The organism is Leptothoe sp. ISB3NOV94-8A (genome assembly GCF_043421595.1).
GTDB lineage: Bacteria > Cyanobacteriota > Cyanobacteriia > Phormidesmidales > Phormidesmidaceae > Leptothoe > Leptothoe turfae.
This window is the reverse complement of sequence record NZ_JAXSQW010000001.1, coordinates 6382393-6398983: the sequence shown is the minus strand read 5'-3', so window position 1 is coordinate 6398983 and position 16591 is coordinate 6382393. Positions and strand designations below refer to the sequence as shown.

At 48.4% G+C, this 16591-nt stretch carries 17 protein-coding genes and 1 tRNA gene; 11 read left to right on the top strand and 7 right to left on the bottom strand.

Going from position 1 to position 16591, the window contains the following annotated elements:
• Positions 1-74: 74 nt before the first annotated feature.
• The 4 genes from SPB21_RS27400 to SPB21_RS27385 form a co-directional block, all read right to left on the bottom strand.
• Positions 75-1757 (bottom strand): hypothetical protein, encoded by a 1683-nt coding sequence (locus tag SPB21_RS27400; protein ID WP_499868230.1) that lies wholly within the window; start codon positions 1755-1757, stop codon positions 75-77.
• Between the two features lie 50 nt (positions 1758-1807).
• Positions 1808-2272 carry a QcrA and Rieske domain-containing protein gene (locus SPB21_RS27395; protein ID WP_163663603.1) on the bottom strand — a complete coding sequence of 155 codons (465 nt, stop codon included), beginning with the start codon at positions 2270-2272 and terminating at the stop codon, positions 1808-1810.
• 70 nt (positions 2273-2342) lie between these two features.
• Complete coding sequence (locus tag SPB21_RS27390; protein ID WP_499062154.1) at positions 2343-4025, bottom strand: cytochrome c biogenesis protein; 1683 nt, start codon at positions 4023-4025, stop codon at positions 2343-2345.
• Positions 4026-4115: 90 nt separating this feature from the next.
• Positions 4116-5927, bottom strand: a complete 1812-nt coding sequence (locus SPB21_RS27385; RefSeq protein ID WP_499868228.1) for a cytochrome c biogenesis ResB family protein — start codon at positions 5925-5927, stop codon at positions 4116-4118.
• A 710-nt stretch (positions 5928-6637) separates the two neighbouring features.
• Here SPB21_RS27385 and SPB21_RS27380 point away from each other — a divergent pair.
• From SPB21_RS27380 to SPB21_RS27350, 7 genes are all read left to right on the top strand, one after another.
• Positions 6638-7627 (top strand): globin family protein, encoded by a 990-nt coding sequence (locus SPB21_RS27380; RefSeq protein ID WP_499868226.1) that lies wholly within the window; start codon positions 6638-6640, stop codon positions 7625-7627.
• A gap of 21 nt (positions 7628-7648) precedes the next feature.
• On the top strand, positions 7649-8290 hold the full coding sequence (locus tag SPB21_RS27375; RefSeq protein WP_163663612.1) for a cytochrome c3 family protein: 642 nt from the start codon (positions 7649-7651) through the stop codon (positions 8288-8290).
• Positions 8291-8346: 56 nt separating this feature from the next.
• Positions 8347-9096, top strand: a complete 750-nt coding sequence (locus SPB21_RS27370; RefSeq protein WP_499868224.1) for a cytochrome c3 family protein — start codon at positions 8347-8349, stop codon at positions 9094-9096.
• Between the two features lie 73 nt (positions 9097-9169).
• Entirely contained in the window at positions 9170-9835 is a 666-nt protein-coding gene (locus SPB21_RS27365) for a Tll0287-like domain-containing protein (RefSeq protein ID WP_499868222.1), read from the top strand.
• A gap of 149 nt (positions 9836-9984) precedes the next feature.
• Positions 9985-10578, top strand: coding sequence for a hypothetical protein (locus tag SPB21_RS27360; RefSeq protein WP_499868221.1), 594 nt, complete (start codon positions 9985-9987; stop codon positions 10576-10578).
• Between the two features lie 15 nt (positions 10579-10593).
• Complete coding sequence (locus SPB21_RS27355) at positions 10594-11076, top strand: thioredoxin domain-containing protein (RefSeq protein WP_499868220.1); 483 nt, start codon at positions 10594-10596, stop codon at positions 11074-11076.
• A 14-nt stretch (positions 11077-11090) separates the two neighbouring features.
• The gene (locus tag SPB21_RS27350) at positions 11091-11309 is read left to right on the top strand and encodes a hypothetical protein (protein WP_163663621.1); all 219 of its coding nucleotides are present in this window, start codon (positions 11091-11093) and stop codon (positions 11307-11309) included.
• Here the strand turns inward: SPB21_RS27350 and SPB21_RS27345 are convergent.
• From SPB21_RS27345 to SPB21_RS27335, 3 genes are all read right to left on the bottom strand, one after another.
• Entirely contained in the window at positions 11287-12147 is an 861-nt protein-coding gene (locus SPB21_RS27345; protein ID WP_499868218.1) for a pentapeptide repeat-containing protein, read from the bottom strand. The two genes, SPB21_RS27350 and SPB21_RS27345, sit on opposite strands and share 23 nt — an antisense overlap.
• An 85-nt stretch (positions 12148-12232) precedes the next feature.
• A complete protein-coding gene (locus tag SPB21_RS27340; protein ID WP_499868216.1) occupies positions 12233-13159 on the bottom strand; it encodes a pentapeptide repeat-containing protein in 927 nt (308 codons plus the stop codon).
• Between the two features lie 219 nt (positions 13160-13378).
• A complete protein-coding gene (locus SPB21_RS27335) occupies positions 13379-14239 on the bottom strand; it encodes a LysR family transcriptional regulator (RefSeq protein WP_006517655.1) in 861 nt (286 codons plus the stop codon).
• Positions 14240-14354: 115 nt separating this feature from the next.
• On the opposite strand from SPB21_RS27335, the gene SPB21_RS27330 reads away from it, so the two are divergent.
• From SPB21_RS27330 to SPB21_RS27315, 4 genes are all read left to right on the top strand, one after another.
• The gene (locus SPB21_RS27330) at positions 14355-14855 is read left to right on the top strand and encodes a redox protein (RefSeq protein ID WP_163698791.1); all 501 of its coding nucleotides are present in this window, start codon (positions 14355-14357) and stop codon (positions 14853-14855) included.
• A gap of 168 nt (positions 14856-15023) precedes the next feature.
• Positions 15024-15890, top strand: a complete 867-nt coding sequence (locus SPB21_RS27325) for a hypothetical protein (RefSeq protein ID WP_499868214.1) — start codon at positions 15024-15026, stop codon at positions 15888-15890.
• Positions 15891-16022: 132 nt separating this feature from the next.
• Positions 16023-16093: transfer RNA gene (locus SPB21_RS27320), tRNA-Gly, on the top strand.
• Between the two features lie 215 nt (positions 16094-16308).
• A complete protein-coding gene (locus SPB21_RS27315) occupies positions 16309-16440 on the top strand; it encodes a hypothetical protein (RefSeq protein WP_348917925.1) in 132 nt (43 codons plus the stop codon).
• Positions 16441-16591: the final 151 nt, after the last annotated feature.

The window sequence follows — 16591 nt, the reverse complement described above, 5'->3', positions numbered from 1 at the left end:
GTCAGTTTTAAGTGCTTGATTGTGCATTTTGCATTACGGCGATCTTTTGTAAATGAAGACGATTACATGATCGGTCACCCCTGAATTTGAAGTATACAATCTGCTGAAAGCAGCGTTTTACCTTGATCACTGACTACGGTACAGGCAGGTGTGAGTTGCTGTAAGGCAGAGGGTTGTTGCTGTAGCTGTTCTATGGCTGATGATAGCTCTGCGTCAAACTGTCGTAGCCACTGGCGCGGCATATTATCGGCATTAAACGAGTTCTCATCGATCAGCCAAAAATCAATACCGTAGTCAGTAATAACTGAGTGGAGTTTGGATAGGTCTGGGCTATATTGGGCGGCCATCAAGTCTAAAATACGAGATCGAATTTGGCTGTAATAGCCTTGGTGGTAGGCCAAACTATGCCCTGGGCTGACAAGCACTGAACGACCTGTAAAGGCTGGAATATTCTCAGCTTCCTTCGCTAAAGAAGCGATCCGAATATCGCGGGGCTGTTGTTGTAAATACCCATAGAGTGCGGTGCGATTCGAGTTCACATACACCACATTTAGAAAACTGTTGAGTAAACCCGGATAACCTACGGTAATTACAGTAAAGCCAATTACCAAGCTGAGAGCGACTCCCTGCCGCCATAAATGAGACTGATGCAAACGTCGGAGAGCTGCGTCTAATAGCGTCACTAATACTATGGCGGCGGCTAGAGAGAAAATGATTTTAATGCTGTGGCGGCTGTAGCGGCTAGGTAAGTGCAGACGAAATAAGAGGGCGTGGGAGGCGAAAAACATGATGACTGAGGCAAGCCATAGCTGATGAAGGATGGCACCGTTGCGGGTGATTGTTTTTAGCAGGGGCAGCCGCAGTCGATAGAGCAGGGGCAACAATAATGCAGCGCAAATGGTGACAGGAACAACGGGCGGTAGCAGACCGCTGCGGGCGGCAAATAACCAGTATCTCAGCGGGTTGTTATAGAAAAAGGCGTTACGACTACCGGGTTGAAACTCCGCCATGCCCCTGGCTTGTTCTAGGGTGACCACAGGGCCATAGGGTGAGGTGCCCATGGCGTAGGGTAACAATACAAGACTAGCCACTGCCAGACCTACAGCCAAAAACTTCCAAGCATCCGGTTTTCGTGGCGGCCAGATCACCTGTAGCCCTAACAGCGTCAGTGAGACAAACACAGTCTGGGGGTAAAACAATCCCTGGAGACCGAGCACTATTACACAGGGGATAAGTTGTCGCCGCACGACATACAGTAAAAAGGCCAAAATCAACAAAATGTTGAAGGCCTTAGGGGTGGCGGAGGCTAGTTCATCCCACATCCACAGGGATTGATTGAGAATAATTGTGCTGGTAAACGCGACTAGCGGCACAGGGATAATGGCGATGGCCAGGTAAAAGGCATAGGCTGTGCCGATGACGCCCAAAACGGGAGGCAGCAGTTTACTCAATAGAAATGGATGCAGTCCTACTTTTGCACCCAGCCAATAGAGGGCCTTATAACCACCGGGAGCGACTGATTGAAAATAGTCGGCAATAATATCGTCTGGGAATAGGCCAGGATCAACATAACGCAGCATCCAAAATAGGTGCTGCCGACCGTCGTCTGCAATGGTGTACGGCCCCGCAAAGGCAATTCGCCAGAACAAAATGCCATAAATTATGGCAATAATCAGGCTCGCTGCTAACCAGATACGTTGATTTTGGGGGGTGGAACGGAGGCCGTGTTGATTGATCCAGGCCGCAATAGTCTTCAAGGTATCACCAGAAAATCGGTCAGGCCCATCTTACTAGTGTTGCGCCCAGCTTAGGTGGCTTTCACCAGGACCAAATCGCCATCGATAATCGCCTCATAGGAGGCTAAGGGGTCGGTAGCAGGACCGGTGGCCACGCTGCCATCAGTGTTGAACTTTGAGCCATGGCAGGGACAGGCAAATGCGTCATCTTTCCACTCGACGCTACAGCCCTGGTGAGTGCACATGGAGTTAAGAGCGATGACGCTATCGGCAGCGGCTGGATCGCGAATGACAATCACAGGGCCAGCAATAAAGCCTTTTTTGGCTAGATAACCATCGCTGTCTAAATCGGTGACGGTACCGAGAGCGGCAAATCCATCTTCTCTCGGTGTTTCATCGATCGTGGCAGCTGGAGCATCATCAGGTTCTGGGGCTTCAGAGGTAGTTTCTGTGGGATTGCAGGCTGCGATCGCAATCGGCAAAGATGTAGCCAACAGCCCCAACCCAAACAGGTTGCCAAACTCACGACGTTTCATATAAAGTCCTCTCTCCTTTGGTTTTTAAAGCCTGACCCTGCACCTATGGATACCTCTGCAATACCGTTGGTTAGGTACGGGTCTCGGCTGTCTGCATGCCACTCAGCCAACCTTGATGACGAATGGCAGTAATTAGCACAAACAGTAAATCTAAACCGACGACTCCAGCAATCATCAGCTCGGAACCGCCGGTACCAAAACCATAGCTGTGTAGCCCAGTCCCCAAAACAAAGTTGACGCCATACCAAGCCATCAGCACGGCATTAAAGGCCACCACGCTGGCCACGCTAATGCCAAAATTGCCAATCCAACCGACTAAACGACCGTGAAGGGGTATCAGGTAGCAAAGCAATGCAATCAGCGCCCAGGTTTCCTTAGGGTCCCAGCCCCAGAAACGCCCCCAGGAGAAGTGGGCCCAAATACCGCCAAGGATAATGCCAGCGGTCAGCAGTAGCACCCCCACTTGCAACACCCGGTAGTTGAGCTGAGACAGCAATTTAATGCGTGACTTGGCATTGGGGGTAAACAGATAGCTGCCCAGGGCTACGTGCCCTAACCCTAAGGCCAGGGCAAAGCTGGCATAGCTGAGGGCGATAGTGGGCACATGAATACTCAGCCAGAAGTTATCCCGCAGTACCGGTACCAATGGTGAAATGCTGGGGTCCAGCACAGCGGGTAGGCTATCGGCCAAAATTAAACACACCACAGACAGGGGAGCGGCAGCCAGCAAATAGTATTTAGAGCGATGCAAAAGCTCGAACATGAGAGCGATGGCTGCAATCCCAAAGCCCACCCATACCACTGATTCATACATATTGGTCACAGGAGGACGACCGGCAATTTGCATCCGAAGCCAAAAGCCGAAGTTTTGCACAGCGACACCGGCCACAAAGGTGCCAATGGCCGTCCAGTACAGATTAAAAGGCTGTACCCACAGAGCCACAAGCATTAAGACAAAAGCGATGCCGTAGAGCTGCCAGGCCTTGGCAAAAGGATGGAAGTGGTTGAAAAATACCTCCCGTCGCATCACACCATCTGGGGGATAAACGTCAGGGCTAAGGGCGGCCAGTCCAGCTTTGAGAGACTGGGCCATGGGAGCAAGCATGGGCAGATGATCGGTGCCCGACAAAATTGTCTGCTTGATAATGGCGAAGTTGGCTAGCAGCGGAGCCACAGATTCTGCATCGTAAAGGGTTTGAGCCTCGTTGATGCCCACCCATTTGCCTTTGATATCATTAGGGTGAGGAACGATTGCGATCGCATCATCGTTCACCATGCTCAGCATTAGTTGCAACCGGTCCTCGATGGTCAGGGCTTCCCGTTCGTCGCGAGTCAAATCCTCATCATCAATTTGCTTACGATGGGCCGCTCTAACCACATCTCCCAACGGTTGGTTGCGCATCAGCGTCTCAAAGGAGAAATGCTTCTGCTCCACATCCAGCCCCGCTAGCTCCTTTAGGGGACGATAGCTGACCAACACAAACGGCTCTTCGTTCCAGTTGCGATTGTTAAGCCAAAGAGACATAAAGGTTTCCATGGCACTTTCCTGAACGCCATCGTGTTTATAGGTCGTTGCCCCATGAATCTTGGCAACAGTCTCCTGCGCAACGGTATCCAGTGGCTTTTTGCGTCCACCCTGCTGCACAGTCATGGTTTGTAGGCTATCCAGGGCGGACGGCTGAAACTGACTGATGGGCAGAACAATCAGCAATAGCCCAAGGCATAAACCAATCGCAAATTTAAGAAGTTTCATGGGATGTGACTTATGAATGCGGATACTCGAATCACAGGGACTTAAGTCCCTATTTTGATACAGATAGGATGATGCAGATAACTATTTCCTCTATGTAGCGGTTTTGCCTGCACCATTAGAGAAAACGTTAAAAATGGGAATCTGTTTGGTACCAACATCTTGGTTATCTTCAGCAGCCCCTAAGATGTCACCCACAAATTTCAGCTTTTTAGCCACAGCTCGACCGTAGAACATGATGGCTACGCCCAGGGTCACCATGAGTGAACCAAGCCAAGTCAGGCCTGTCACCCACCAGGGTTCACGCTTAACCTGCAACGTAGACTGGGCTAAATCACCCGGATTCCACGATGCCTGAGCAACTTTCCACCCCTTAAACCACGTAGGATGATTCATCCACACTCGACGTTCTGTCAATTCACCGGTTTGTGGCTCCATCAGGGTAACCAGACTTGTCCACATGGCCACAGACTCGCTCCCCTCATTACGCTCCACGATAAAGTCATTGAGTTTAAGGGCAAAGGGTAGCTGCATCAGCTTGGGGCTGAAGGCTACGTACAAGTCGCCTGCCTGGGTTGTAATCGTGGTTGGCTCACCCCATGGCACCCAAGCTGTCTGGCCATTTGCAGTTGCAACCTGCAAAGCGGGTTCCCCACCTTCGGAACCTTCTGGTAAAGGCACAATATCTCGCTCAATTCGTGCCTGTGGCACATAATCTTCAAGGGTGATTTCAAAATCTGCCCATCCGGGTGACACCGCCTCTCCTAGAACAAGGGGGCCAGCTTGAAAGCCTTTAGATGACTTGGCCGCATAATGCAGCTCACCTGCATCATCCACAACGACCTTAAAGAATGCTTCTGGTTGTGTATTGGCCAAAATTTGGTAGTCGATATCTACGGCTAAAGGAGTGTCTCCCGCCAACTGTGCACGAATGGGTTCGAACGCTGGGTTGCCAAAGATAAACCAACGCTCAGTTGCATCACCCATCGATAGCTCCAATTGCACAGCTGGATTTCGCTGCTGCTGCGTTACAGTTTCTGGCTTGCCATCACCATCAAGGCGAAAATCAGGCCAAAAATCTTTGATGGCGAGTTCAACATCCCCCAGCATGATGGTTTGATTCACACTAGATTTCACATCTACTGTTTGAGTCATGTCTGGGAGATTAAGCGTCAATGTGCCCCAAACAGCATTACTGCCTGGAGAAGGCATGGTTAACGCTTGCTGCAGCTCCTGACCAGAGTGCACCTTGATGATTTGTAATTCAGCAGGCCCGATATCCATGCGATCATAGGACGCCGGAGCAACTGCTAGCCAACGCTCCAGGGTTTGACCCATGCGATCGCTACTGAGAGACAGTCTTACAGCTGGATTGTCAATGGTTGCGCCATCTGTAAAGTGAGCCGTCTTAATGGCGTGATTGGTATAGCCCAGTAGAGATAAATCTCCTAGGTGACTGGGAACAACACTGCCATTGTCCTTAATGAATAAGGATGCCTGCTGTGTCTCTTGACCAAGGGCGGCAACTTCCAACAGGTCACCCTCCACCCGCAAGGTACTAACAGGACCACCGTCTGTACGTGCCAACAGCATGCCTTCAACACTTAAATGAATAACCGCCGCTGACCCAGCGATAATCACCACCAAACCCCAGTGAGCAATGGCAAAGCCAACTTTACGAGCCCCCTTCCAGGGATAACGGAGTAATGTGGAAAGACTTAGATTCATGGCTAGGAGAAATATTAGACCCCCAAACCATGGACTCTTATAAATCTCTTGCTGAACAACAGCTGACCCTACCTCTGACTCATAAAATGTTGCACCGATAAGAACAGAGCCAATAATCACCAACAAGGGAACAGCTAGTCTAATCGAACCTATAAATTGAACCACGGCAGAGGTCATAAGCGAGGAATTACCAGATTACTCACATTGCTGGGTTGTCGATAAAACAACAACATTTGACAATCTTCACCGTGATTTGATGTCTTGTTTGTATACATAGGCACAGAAAATCTCTGTTTCTTATCATCGCGACCGATATTATTCAAAAAACGAATCGATCTATGTCGATAAACGCAAATGAACACTTATTTTCGCAATTATTTAGAACTCAAAAAATATACGTGACTAGAGATGAACAGAAGTGCGAAAGCTCCTTCAATAAAGAGTTTTGGCAGTTTTGGTTTAAATGAAAAAATGTTGTCTTCCAAAATTATTTTCCAAAAGCAAGATGGATTCAATTTTTGCAAATATCAGATGCGTTAAAGGGATTTAGCTGTCATTTTGGTATCTGAAGCCACAAAAAAATAGTTGTGATCGCAATACGGTGATAGTCAAATACGCAGATACCGATCCATAGACATAAAGCTTTGTTACTGCCGAAGCTGGTCTCAGGCATTTGGTTTCATGACGCTGTATTTGTCTTTGATTGCCTTGGGTGCTCTGAAAAGGCATCTGTGGAATCGAGCCCCACAATCATCACTTAGCTTGTTTCAGTGCATTTAGTTGATTTGTTGGAATGCTTTGTGCTTTCCAAGCATCTCTGCATGGCATTTTTTGGTTCCTTGAAACAATGCTTGTGACGAAAACTTGTTGAAGTGAGACTAACAGGAATGTCCTTAAACGTTGAGTTGTTAGAGCAGAGTTTCGAACTTGTGAAGCCCAAAGCCGATGAGTTTATAGGTAGCTTCTATAACAACCTTTTTACAGACTATCCAGCAGCTCAGCCATTGTTTGAGCATTCAGATATGGCTAAGCAGCAACAGATGCTTAAAGGTGCTCTGGTGATGGTTATTGAAAATCTCAGGAAGCCGGAGGTTCTGAGTAATGCGCTTAAGGGCTTGGGTGCTCGTCATGTCAAGTATGGTGCTTTGCCAGAGCACTATCCGCTGGTGGGCAACAGTTTGTTGAAAACCCTTGAACAATATGCCGGTGACGCGTGGACATCGGATCTCAAAGAAGCTTGGGCCGGTGCGTATGGAGCGATTACTGAGCTAATGCTTGAAGGAGCTGATTATACACAGGAAGAAGTGGCATTAGAAAGTGCGCCTGCCGAAGAGGGTGGTCTCAATGTAGAGCTGCTCGAACAAAGCTTTGCGTTGGTTGCTCCTAAGGCCGATGACTTAGTATCGACATTTTACGAGCATCTGTTTACCGATTATCCAGATGCTCGCCCCTTATTTGAGCACACGGATATGGTCAAGCAGAAGCAGATGCTTAAGGGTGGTCTAGTGATGGTGGTTGAAAACCTACGTAAGCCAGATGTTTTGAGCAAAGCCTTAAAGGGCTTAGGGGCACGTCATGTTAAGTATGGTGCTCTGCCTGCTCACTATCCTTCGGTGGGGAATAGTTTGCTGAAGACTCTGGAGCAATATGCAGGTGATGCCTGGACATCTGATGTCAAGGATGCTTGGGTTGGTGCATACGGTGCCATCACTGAGCTGATGCTTGAAGGGGCTGACTACGATCAGCAAGATATTCAGTTGGAATCTGCAGCAGCTGTGCCAACTGAGGTGCCAGAAGGTATTGGTGCGGGAACAACGGCGGGCATTATCGGCGGTGGCGCGGCGGCCCTCGTCATTCTGCTGATGGTGTTGCTTTAATGGTGGTTGCTTAGGGATTTGATGGCACGCTCTTTTAAGCAAAGACTAGGTAACGTATTCTCCCTCAAGACAGGCATCATTCTGGCTTTGGTTATTTTGCTTGTGTGGGTCTCAGCAGCGTTTGCTCTAGATAAGAAAGAGGTTTTTCTACCTGGTGAAACCTCTGAAGGGCATCATGTCTTTGAGGCGTCCTGTGCTTCTTGTCATGAAGGGTTTAAACCCGTTAGTAATGAGACCTGCACCCGTTGTCATGGGGCCGAGCTAGCTGATGATTTACATGGGGTGAAAAAGTTTCGAGACCCCCGCTGGGCAGAGTATCGAGAGAGAGTTGACGTACTGACCTGTACGGCTTGCCACAATGAGCATGTGCACATGTTTGGTCGGGGAGTGAATCTGCAACCTGATTTGTGTATGGCTTGTCATGAGGAGCTGACCCTGACACAGCTCAAGAGCCATGAAGGATTTGCTCCGGACGGTTGCTGGACTGCAGGTTGTCACAACTATCATGATCACAGCACGGTATCAACGGGTTTTTTGCGACAGAACATGGGAGCGCCAGAGATGTTGCCTGTTCAGGAGGTCCCTGATCGGGTGGTGACTACATCCCTAGAAGCAGCCCCTGAGCCTAACCTCAGCAAAGAGTTTTTGGGAGGTGGCTCATGATGTGTCAGATATCTAGGCTGCTGCGTTCTCTCGTGCTTTTTGGATTGATACTGCTAGTGAGTTTTGCTCCTAGTCAGATAGCTGGAGCGACGACAGAGCAGGAGCTAAGTGATATTAATAGTCTGTGGCAAAGCAGCGCCCATGCTCTTAACGATGTGAATTGCGCCAGCTGTCATCAGCATAGTGAGACTAAAGAGTTTCTGGCAGCTCCTAATCACGAGACCTGTCAATCTTGCCACGAGCAAGCGGTAGATACATTCTTACTAAGTAAGCATGGTGTCCGTCTGCTAGAAGGTGATTTGCCTTTAACCCCGGCGATGGCCAGACTACCTATGAAGCATGATGCAATGGACAAGCAAATGACCTGTAATGCTTGTCATGATGTGCATTCTGCTAACACGGTGGAAGCGTCAGTTGATGCATGCTTAACCTGTCATAACGACAATCACTCCCTGAATTATCAAAATTCCAGGCATGCTGAGTTGTTTTCAGCGAGTCAGCAGCTTCCTCGCCCTGGACCTGGTGCTGTGAGTTGTTCTACTTGTCATTTACCCCGTGTGCCCCATGGCCAAGATGATAGTACTACGGTCAAGGTGAATCACAACAATACATACAATCTCAAACCACAGGATCGCATGGTGGGGGATGTGTGCATGAATTGTCACGGCCTTGAGTATAGCTATAACAGTATTTTCGACCCTGAACTGGTCGAAGCCAATTTTGACCGACCTCCAACCCTTGAAATGGAGACCTTTGACATGATGAAGGCTGCTGAGGCAAGGAGATCGGGCAATGCCTCTGAATAGCGCATGGTTGTTGTTCAGAATCCTCTGTCGTGAACAAGATTGAAATATCCGGATGTACCAGGAGATGACTAATATGTTGATAAATTGGTTTCAGAGCATTCGCGCTAGGACAATTGGGTTACTGGGCTTAGCCGCTGCAGTTTGCTTTACTGCTGTTGCTTGTAGTGGTGGTGCTTCTTCCACCGTAGCAACTGCGACAGGTCCTAGTATTGCCCCTGATCTTGTTGCTGATTACATTCACACTGTGCTAGCAGCGGATCGTACTGCTTACACCAAGCACGTAGTAAACCGTGTAAAAACCCTTGAGGGTAAGTCTAAGGACAAGGGTGTACTTGACATTGAATCTACTGAAGGCTGGCAGCAAACTGATGGTATCCCTCTGCCTGCACAGATGTTCCGCCTGGGTTCTGAGATTGCCAATGAATCTGGTTACTTTACCTATAACTTGATTTCTACTTGGTATATCAACGACAACCATGGACCTAAGAGTGACTTTGAAAAAATTGCTCTAGAGGAAATGGAAGCCAGTGGTGAGGCCTATAAAGATTATCAAGAAGTGGGTGGTCAAGCATATTTCTCGGCAATGTACCCCGATAAAGCCGTTGCTGAAGCTTGTGTGACTTGCCACAACACCCACCCCATTCACCTTGAACGCTATCCCGACAAGCAGTTTGAGATGGGTGAAGTGATGGGTGGTGTTGTTATTAACATTCCTGTTGAAAGCATGCCTGCTTCTTAGTTTGCCCTTTGGCATAACGGTTGTTTGACACAGCTTTAGCGGGCGTCTTTAAGAGGCTCTTCTAACATTAGGGGTAGTTGTGTTGGTTGCACGAATAGTTCTATCCCTAATGTTGTTTATTTACTGTTGCTGTTTGTTGCCTTGGGGTAATGAAGCCTAAATTTTCCACGCTAATTTTATTGACACTGGCGAGTGCTTTGTTATTGTTGCCCTTTGCGATCAGTCCGATTTATTTGGATGCGCTACGGGATCGTTCGGTTGAGCTTCATCAGTTTATCCGTGGAGAAATCTACAAGCAGGTGACAGGCTATGTTGCTCTAGCATTTGTTGTCTTTGAAATGTTGCTATCGCTACGTAAGCGAGGTCGGAGCTGGCTCGGTAAGATTAAACTGCCTGGTTCTGTGATGTTGTGGCGCAGTGTGCACATTTTCCTGGGCGTGGGTCTATTAGCGATTGTAGTTGTCCATACCATCGGGGCTACTGGCCTTAATTTCAATTATTTATTTTTGTGGGTGTTTTTTGCAGTTACCCTCTCTGCTCTTGTAGGAGTAGTGGCAGAAACAGGAATACTTGAGTCACCACGTAAATTCTTTGGTGTACCAGGGAATAAAGATTTAGTGATGACGAAGGGGCCATTGATCCGCAATATGCGGGCTGTTTGGCTGCCTACCCATATTTTTCTAGTCAGTGTTTTTATGTTGATGCTGGGGGTGCATGTGTTCCTGGCTTACTACTATCGCTAAGGGGACAGTGAGTTGATGGTTTTTACGACGAAGGACGGTGCAACTGGCTCGTCAATCAAATTAGTGGGTGCCATGATTGCGATTTTGGTAGCGATTTTGGTGACCCTATTGATTACGCGTCCGGCGGCAACGACGACCAGTTTCACGCCCCTTTCAGGATTGATGACCTTAAAAACGATGGCAGCTGAGGCGACGCCCTATGAAGTTGCGATCGCATCTCCAAACCCTACATTCATCGAGTTTTACGCTAACTGGTGCACGACCTGTCAGAGCATGTCCCCTGCGATTGCTGATCTACATCAGCAATATGGCGATACCATTAGCTTTGTTATGCTAGACATTGATGATCCTCAATGGGCGAATCAAGTTTCAGACTATGGTGCATCTGGTGTCCCTCAGTTCACGCTGCTCAATGCCCAACATGATGAGGTCAAAACATGGGTTGGCAAAGTGCCAAAACCCATCCTCGCGAATGTTTTTGACCAGTTGCTTGGATAGGGAATGATATAGCTATGACATTATTAGATCGATTTCTCAAACTATTAGAATTTCTAGAAGCAGCCCAAGAGGTATTCGAGTTTTTGACTACCCCCACTGGCCTGTCGGGCGTGCTGGCCATTTGCCTTTACTTTCCAATGCAGGCGCTAGGGTGTGACGCATCGGCAGCAGCTACCCTCGCTTGTACAGCTGCTCTAACCTTTTTCTGCCTTATTGAAAAGCCCGATTTTTGAAGAGTTGGGCACTATGGCAACGCGCATCAGGTGGCCATTCTGTAGGAACTTTACTATGACTGGTAATTCCTATGGCATCGGTCTGTAGGATGTTGGTCAAGTTTGCACCTTTGAGATTGGCTCCAGTTAAATCAGCTCCTGATAAATTGGCGTTTGTTAAGTCAGCTCCCCGTAAATCAGCATGCTGTAGGTTGGCCCGTTGTAGACAGATTCCCTGGCAATTAGTAGCTGTTAAGTCAGCTTTTCTAAAGCATGCCCCTGTGAAATCTGCGTCACTTAAATCGCTACCTTCTAGATTTGCAGATGTCAGATTGGCCTCTGTGGCCAAAACTTGTGAAAGATTGCTCCAGCTAAGGTCGGCTGTCACCAATTGGGTCCCTATCAGTCGAGCTGTTGCCCAATTGGTTTGATGTAAACAAGCGCCACTAAAATCAGCTTTTGTGGCCAAAGTTCCCCAGAGCTGAGCGTTTGAAAAGTTAGAATCTTGAGCAGATACCTCACACAAGGTTGCACCAGTCAGCTTAGCTAGGACAAAATCCGCCCGGTCTAGCTTTGCTGCCGTTAGGTTGGCACAGCTCCAATCAGCGTGACAAACATCAGCCTCAGTTAAGTCAGCCCATAATCCCTGTAGCCAGATGCCGACCGTGTTTTGCAAGTTGGCAGCTACCAATATGCCCCCGCTGATATCAGCCCAAATAAAACTAGCTTTAGATAAATCACTGCGGCTAAAATCTAAGCCACTTAGATTGGCCTGATAGAAATTAGCTTGGTACAAACGAATACCAACAAAGCTGCGTTCAGTTTGGTGATATTGCTGCCAGAAAGCGAGGATATCCATAACCTTGAAGAGGTGAAACAACTCAACTCTCCCCACTGCGTAAGCACCTATGTTGTAGCACTCTACATTAGGTGATGTAGCATTTTTAACCAGGCAAATTTAGTGCCCCGCTCTGCTTGAGCCAGACAATCTGAGCCTCAGTCAATCCCTGTACATCAGTAAAAATAGCGCCTGCGACTTGAGCATCGGTAAAATCAACAGCTGTCAAGTTGGCATTTTCAAGATTTGCTTGCTGCAAGTTCACCCCTGCCAAGTTAGCGCCTGCAAGATTTGCCCCCTCTAGCTGAGCACCCATCATAGAGGCATCAGTCCAGTCAGTTTCAATTAAACTGGCTCCATTCAGTATTGCCCAGTCAGCTTGGGCTGCCATCAATACAGCACCGTCTAGCTGTGTTTGCTCCAGAATGGCATTGAGCAAGTTCGCTTTAGTTAAATTAGCGCCATTCAAGTTAGCTGCGCGCAACCGAGCTGCCTCCAGGTCAGCTTGTTGAAAATTAGCGCCTCGCACTGTTGCACGATGCCAGTTGCTGCGAGTCAGATTAGCGCCTTCAAAGACCGCTTCGCTAAAGTCAGAATCAATTAGCTGCGCCTTGACTAGATTTGCCCAACTGAAGCGGGTGCGATGACCAATGGCATTGGATAAATCGGCCTGGGTCAACGTGGCAAATGATAGGTCAGCTTCAGTGAGATGCGCGCCATGAAACTTGGCTTTAGGTGCCTGTAGTTCACGGAAAATCCCCCGCTCTAAACGAGCACGGGTCAATTCAGCCGCATCCAATCGGGCTTTATCAAAGCGAGCGTCTGAAAGTACCGCCAGAACTAGGGTGGCTTTTGAAAAGTCAGTACCTTCACAGGACGCACCGGTCAAATTTGCTTGCCGTAGATACGCATGGGCAAAATTCCCTCGGTCCAGTGCGGCTCCTCCCAGATCTATCTTGCTCAGCTCAGCTCGACGTAACGATTGCTGATGGCTAATCTTGGAGAGCACTTCGTTAACGGTAAGCTGAGCCATAATGCCAAAAATCCTTACTGCGGTATCAGAAGCAACAATTTAATCTTGATAACCGTATAATACACAACAGTTTTATCTGATTCCCTGTGAATTAAGAATTGTTAGGCCTAATTTGTCTAGATTTGATGACATTGTCAGGCTATGGCTGTTCTAGCTTCGATTTAATCTCACTGACGTTGTTAAGGTCACGCCCATGGCGTGGCCTCCTCAGAGTGTTCCTTAGCTGTTCTTCATAACTTCTAAAAACCTGGTGACAGCCGGTGAGGGTGGCACGTTAGCCAAGATAGCGACGCCAATCACCCGTTCTAGGGGGACAGGCAGGGGACAACTGTCGACCGTATCAGGAATGGGCATGGCGGCTAAACGCGGTAAGATAGCGGCTCCCAGGCCTTGGGCCACCATACTCACAATGGTGGAATCTTCCTTAACGTTATAGGCCACTTTCAAGGGCTGTTGCCAGCGTGACCAATGTTCTCTGACTGCGGTGGTGCATTCGGCATAGTTAAGCAAAATAAAAGAGCGGGTGGACAGTTCATCCCAAGTAATGGGCTTGGCTGTAGGATGTTGGGCTTTGGGAAGGAGTACTACATACTCATCCCGAGTAATTTCCCAGGTTGTAAAGTCTTCGGAGCGGGGTAAAGGCAGCAACCCCAAGTCTGCACCGCCAGACCGTAGTGCTTGTTCTACACCGGCTGGGTCAAATTCATCCAGACTCACTTCTACCCGTGGATAGTGCCGTTGAAACTCGGCAATTTTAGGTGGCAGAATGTGGGTGGAGGCGCTCCGAAAAGAGGCGATACGTAGACGGCTATTGTAGAGAGCCTTTTCGAGATTGACTTCGTATTCGATCGATTCACGCAATTCTAAAATCTGTTTTGCATGGCTGACTACACGTGCGCCAATGGTGGTGAGCTTGGCCCCCATGCGCCCGCGCACAAGCAAGGGGACATTGAGTTCATTTTCGAGGGATGCGATCGCACGACTAACCGCCGACTGAGACATATCCAACTGCATGGCCGCATCCGAAAAACTGCCACATTTGCCAATGGTCACGAGCACTTGAAGTTGGGAAATGTTCATCAATAGAATCTATTCGGTTAGCGCATAGATACTTTCCGCTGGGCGATTTGATCCTTCAAATGGAGGCCGTTAGCTTAAATGCATCATCACGCTTAAGCAGCAAAGTTTAATTTCTATGTTTGAACTATATCCGTTCGAAAAGTTTCGAGATACTCCTAGCGTTCAATTTTTTGACATTACAGTCCCCAAGTCGAATGCCCGTGATTTAGTGTTTCACGATGGCCCTGCCATTAGCCCCCACAGCACTAAAACCGGTGATTGGCAATTTTATTTACACCCGCGCCAAGAAGATAATCTGTTGGCACTGTCTGGGGGACGGACATTCTATCTGGTTAACTTTAGCTGGGACTATCCGTTCCATCGGGTACGCCTTGAGCAAAATGCCTATATTTTGCGGATTCCACCGGGCACATTCCATCGGTCCGAGTCGGACCCCAAGGGTTCCCTTGTGATTAATCAAGCAGTACGTCAGGCCGCTGCCACTGTGCACAGTGAGTTTCGAGTCTATAACAGTGCTGAAATTCCGAAACTGCGAGCTTTACTTGCCTCTGGGTTGCCGCCCATGGACCATGGGTTTCCCTCAAAGGAAATGGTTGCGCCGCCGTTGGCTGCGTAGCACTCCCATGCAAAATTCAAATTCCTACAGCGTCTATCGACCATCGGTAGACGCTTTTATGATAGACATTCAGGCAATTTCCACTTAGGAAAGTGTGCCAGTGATAGGGGAATGCGATCGCACATCCTCTAATTTAAGAGGCATAACCTACTTGCGTGGGGAGCATCTATGGCTGAAACCAATTTCACACAGTTAACCCAGTTGCCCTGGCCAGCATTCATCAGTGCATCGTTGATATTACATGTTGGCGCTTTAGTCGCGAGCCTACCGGTCATTTTACAGGTGGATGCGCCCCCTGATAATTCTGTAACCATTCCGGTGACCCTGGTGGGTGAAGGGGATATGCCAGTTGCTGCCGTTGACAGTCCACCACCAGACATTCCTCCAGCTGAAGCCCCCTTACAACAGCCCAATGCCCTTGGTGGCCAAGACCCAGCGGTTGAGCCAACTAACCAGAATCAGGGATTAGCACAGCAGGCTCCGCCACAAAACGGTCTAGCTCAAAAGCCTGAACCAGAGGCTGTAAATACCGATCCTTCTGAGAACCCCACCACCAAGCCAAACAACGGCACTGAAAGCTCTGACGGAACTACTACAGAGAATCCACCAGCTTCAGATCACCAGACCCACGACACCGAAAAGCCCCAAAACCCTGAGTCCGCAATAGGTGATGGCGCAATTGCCATCAGCATTGTAAGCACCTCAACTGTGCCGCCTGGCACCCCAGGTGATTGGCCAGATGTTTTGCCTACGTTGCAGAGTGCCTCTGCATTGAGCGTGACTGATCACACGTGTAATAATGCCTTACCGGCTGGCGAGGTCACGTTGGGATTGGTGATCGCAGCCGATGGCTCTGTTATCCAGGTTTTTGCCCCGCCTGATGAGGACACGATGTCAGCACAAATTGCCAGCTGCTTACTCACCCATGCCCTCAGCGTGAATCCTGCTGCGATCCGATTTGCGCCTGCATACACTGGCCAGCAAGCCATCATTACCGATCGAATGCAGCTCACATTACGATTCTCCCCAGGATAAAAACCTTGATTTTCAACCAGCTTTCTTATGGCAAACTGTGTTAACCTAGCAAAGCTGGTTGAGCGAATGCTCAAAGTAAAGCTGGTCAAGCACATGCTTGCTGTCACGCTGGTCAAGCACATGCTTGAACTTGCGGGTGTAGTTTAGTGGTAAAACCTTAGCCTTCCAAGCTAATGATGGGGGTTCGATTCCCCCCACCCGCTTTGAAAATCTAAATATTCAGTTATCAGGTGTCTGTTAGTTTCGAGCTAACGCTGTCTAAGAGATGAATGTTAAACACTGAATCAGTACAGCGTTGATATTCCATAACACTTCAAGCAACTCTCCAGAAAAATTGTTGTTTGGATGCATGTTGTTGACACAGCGTTGAAAATTAAAAGTAAACAACAGGTTTCTGATCGTAGCTGGAACTGGTGGTGTGCCCACAAAAATAATTGACGAACTCTACAATGCAGGCGACTCGATTGAAGACATTGCCCACGAATATAGCTGCACTACAGTCCAAATTTATACGGCTATTTGGTTTGAGTCTCAATCACAGGTTGCATGAGTAAGTCATGGGCCATCTTCTTCACCGACCGTGCATGAAGCTATTGAAACTTTGGGATGATGTGTAGTGTAAATAATCTAACCCATGTTCATTGACCTGCTTATGTTAGAACGGTAGGACGACCATAATTACCAGGACTCTACTAAAGATC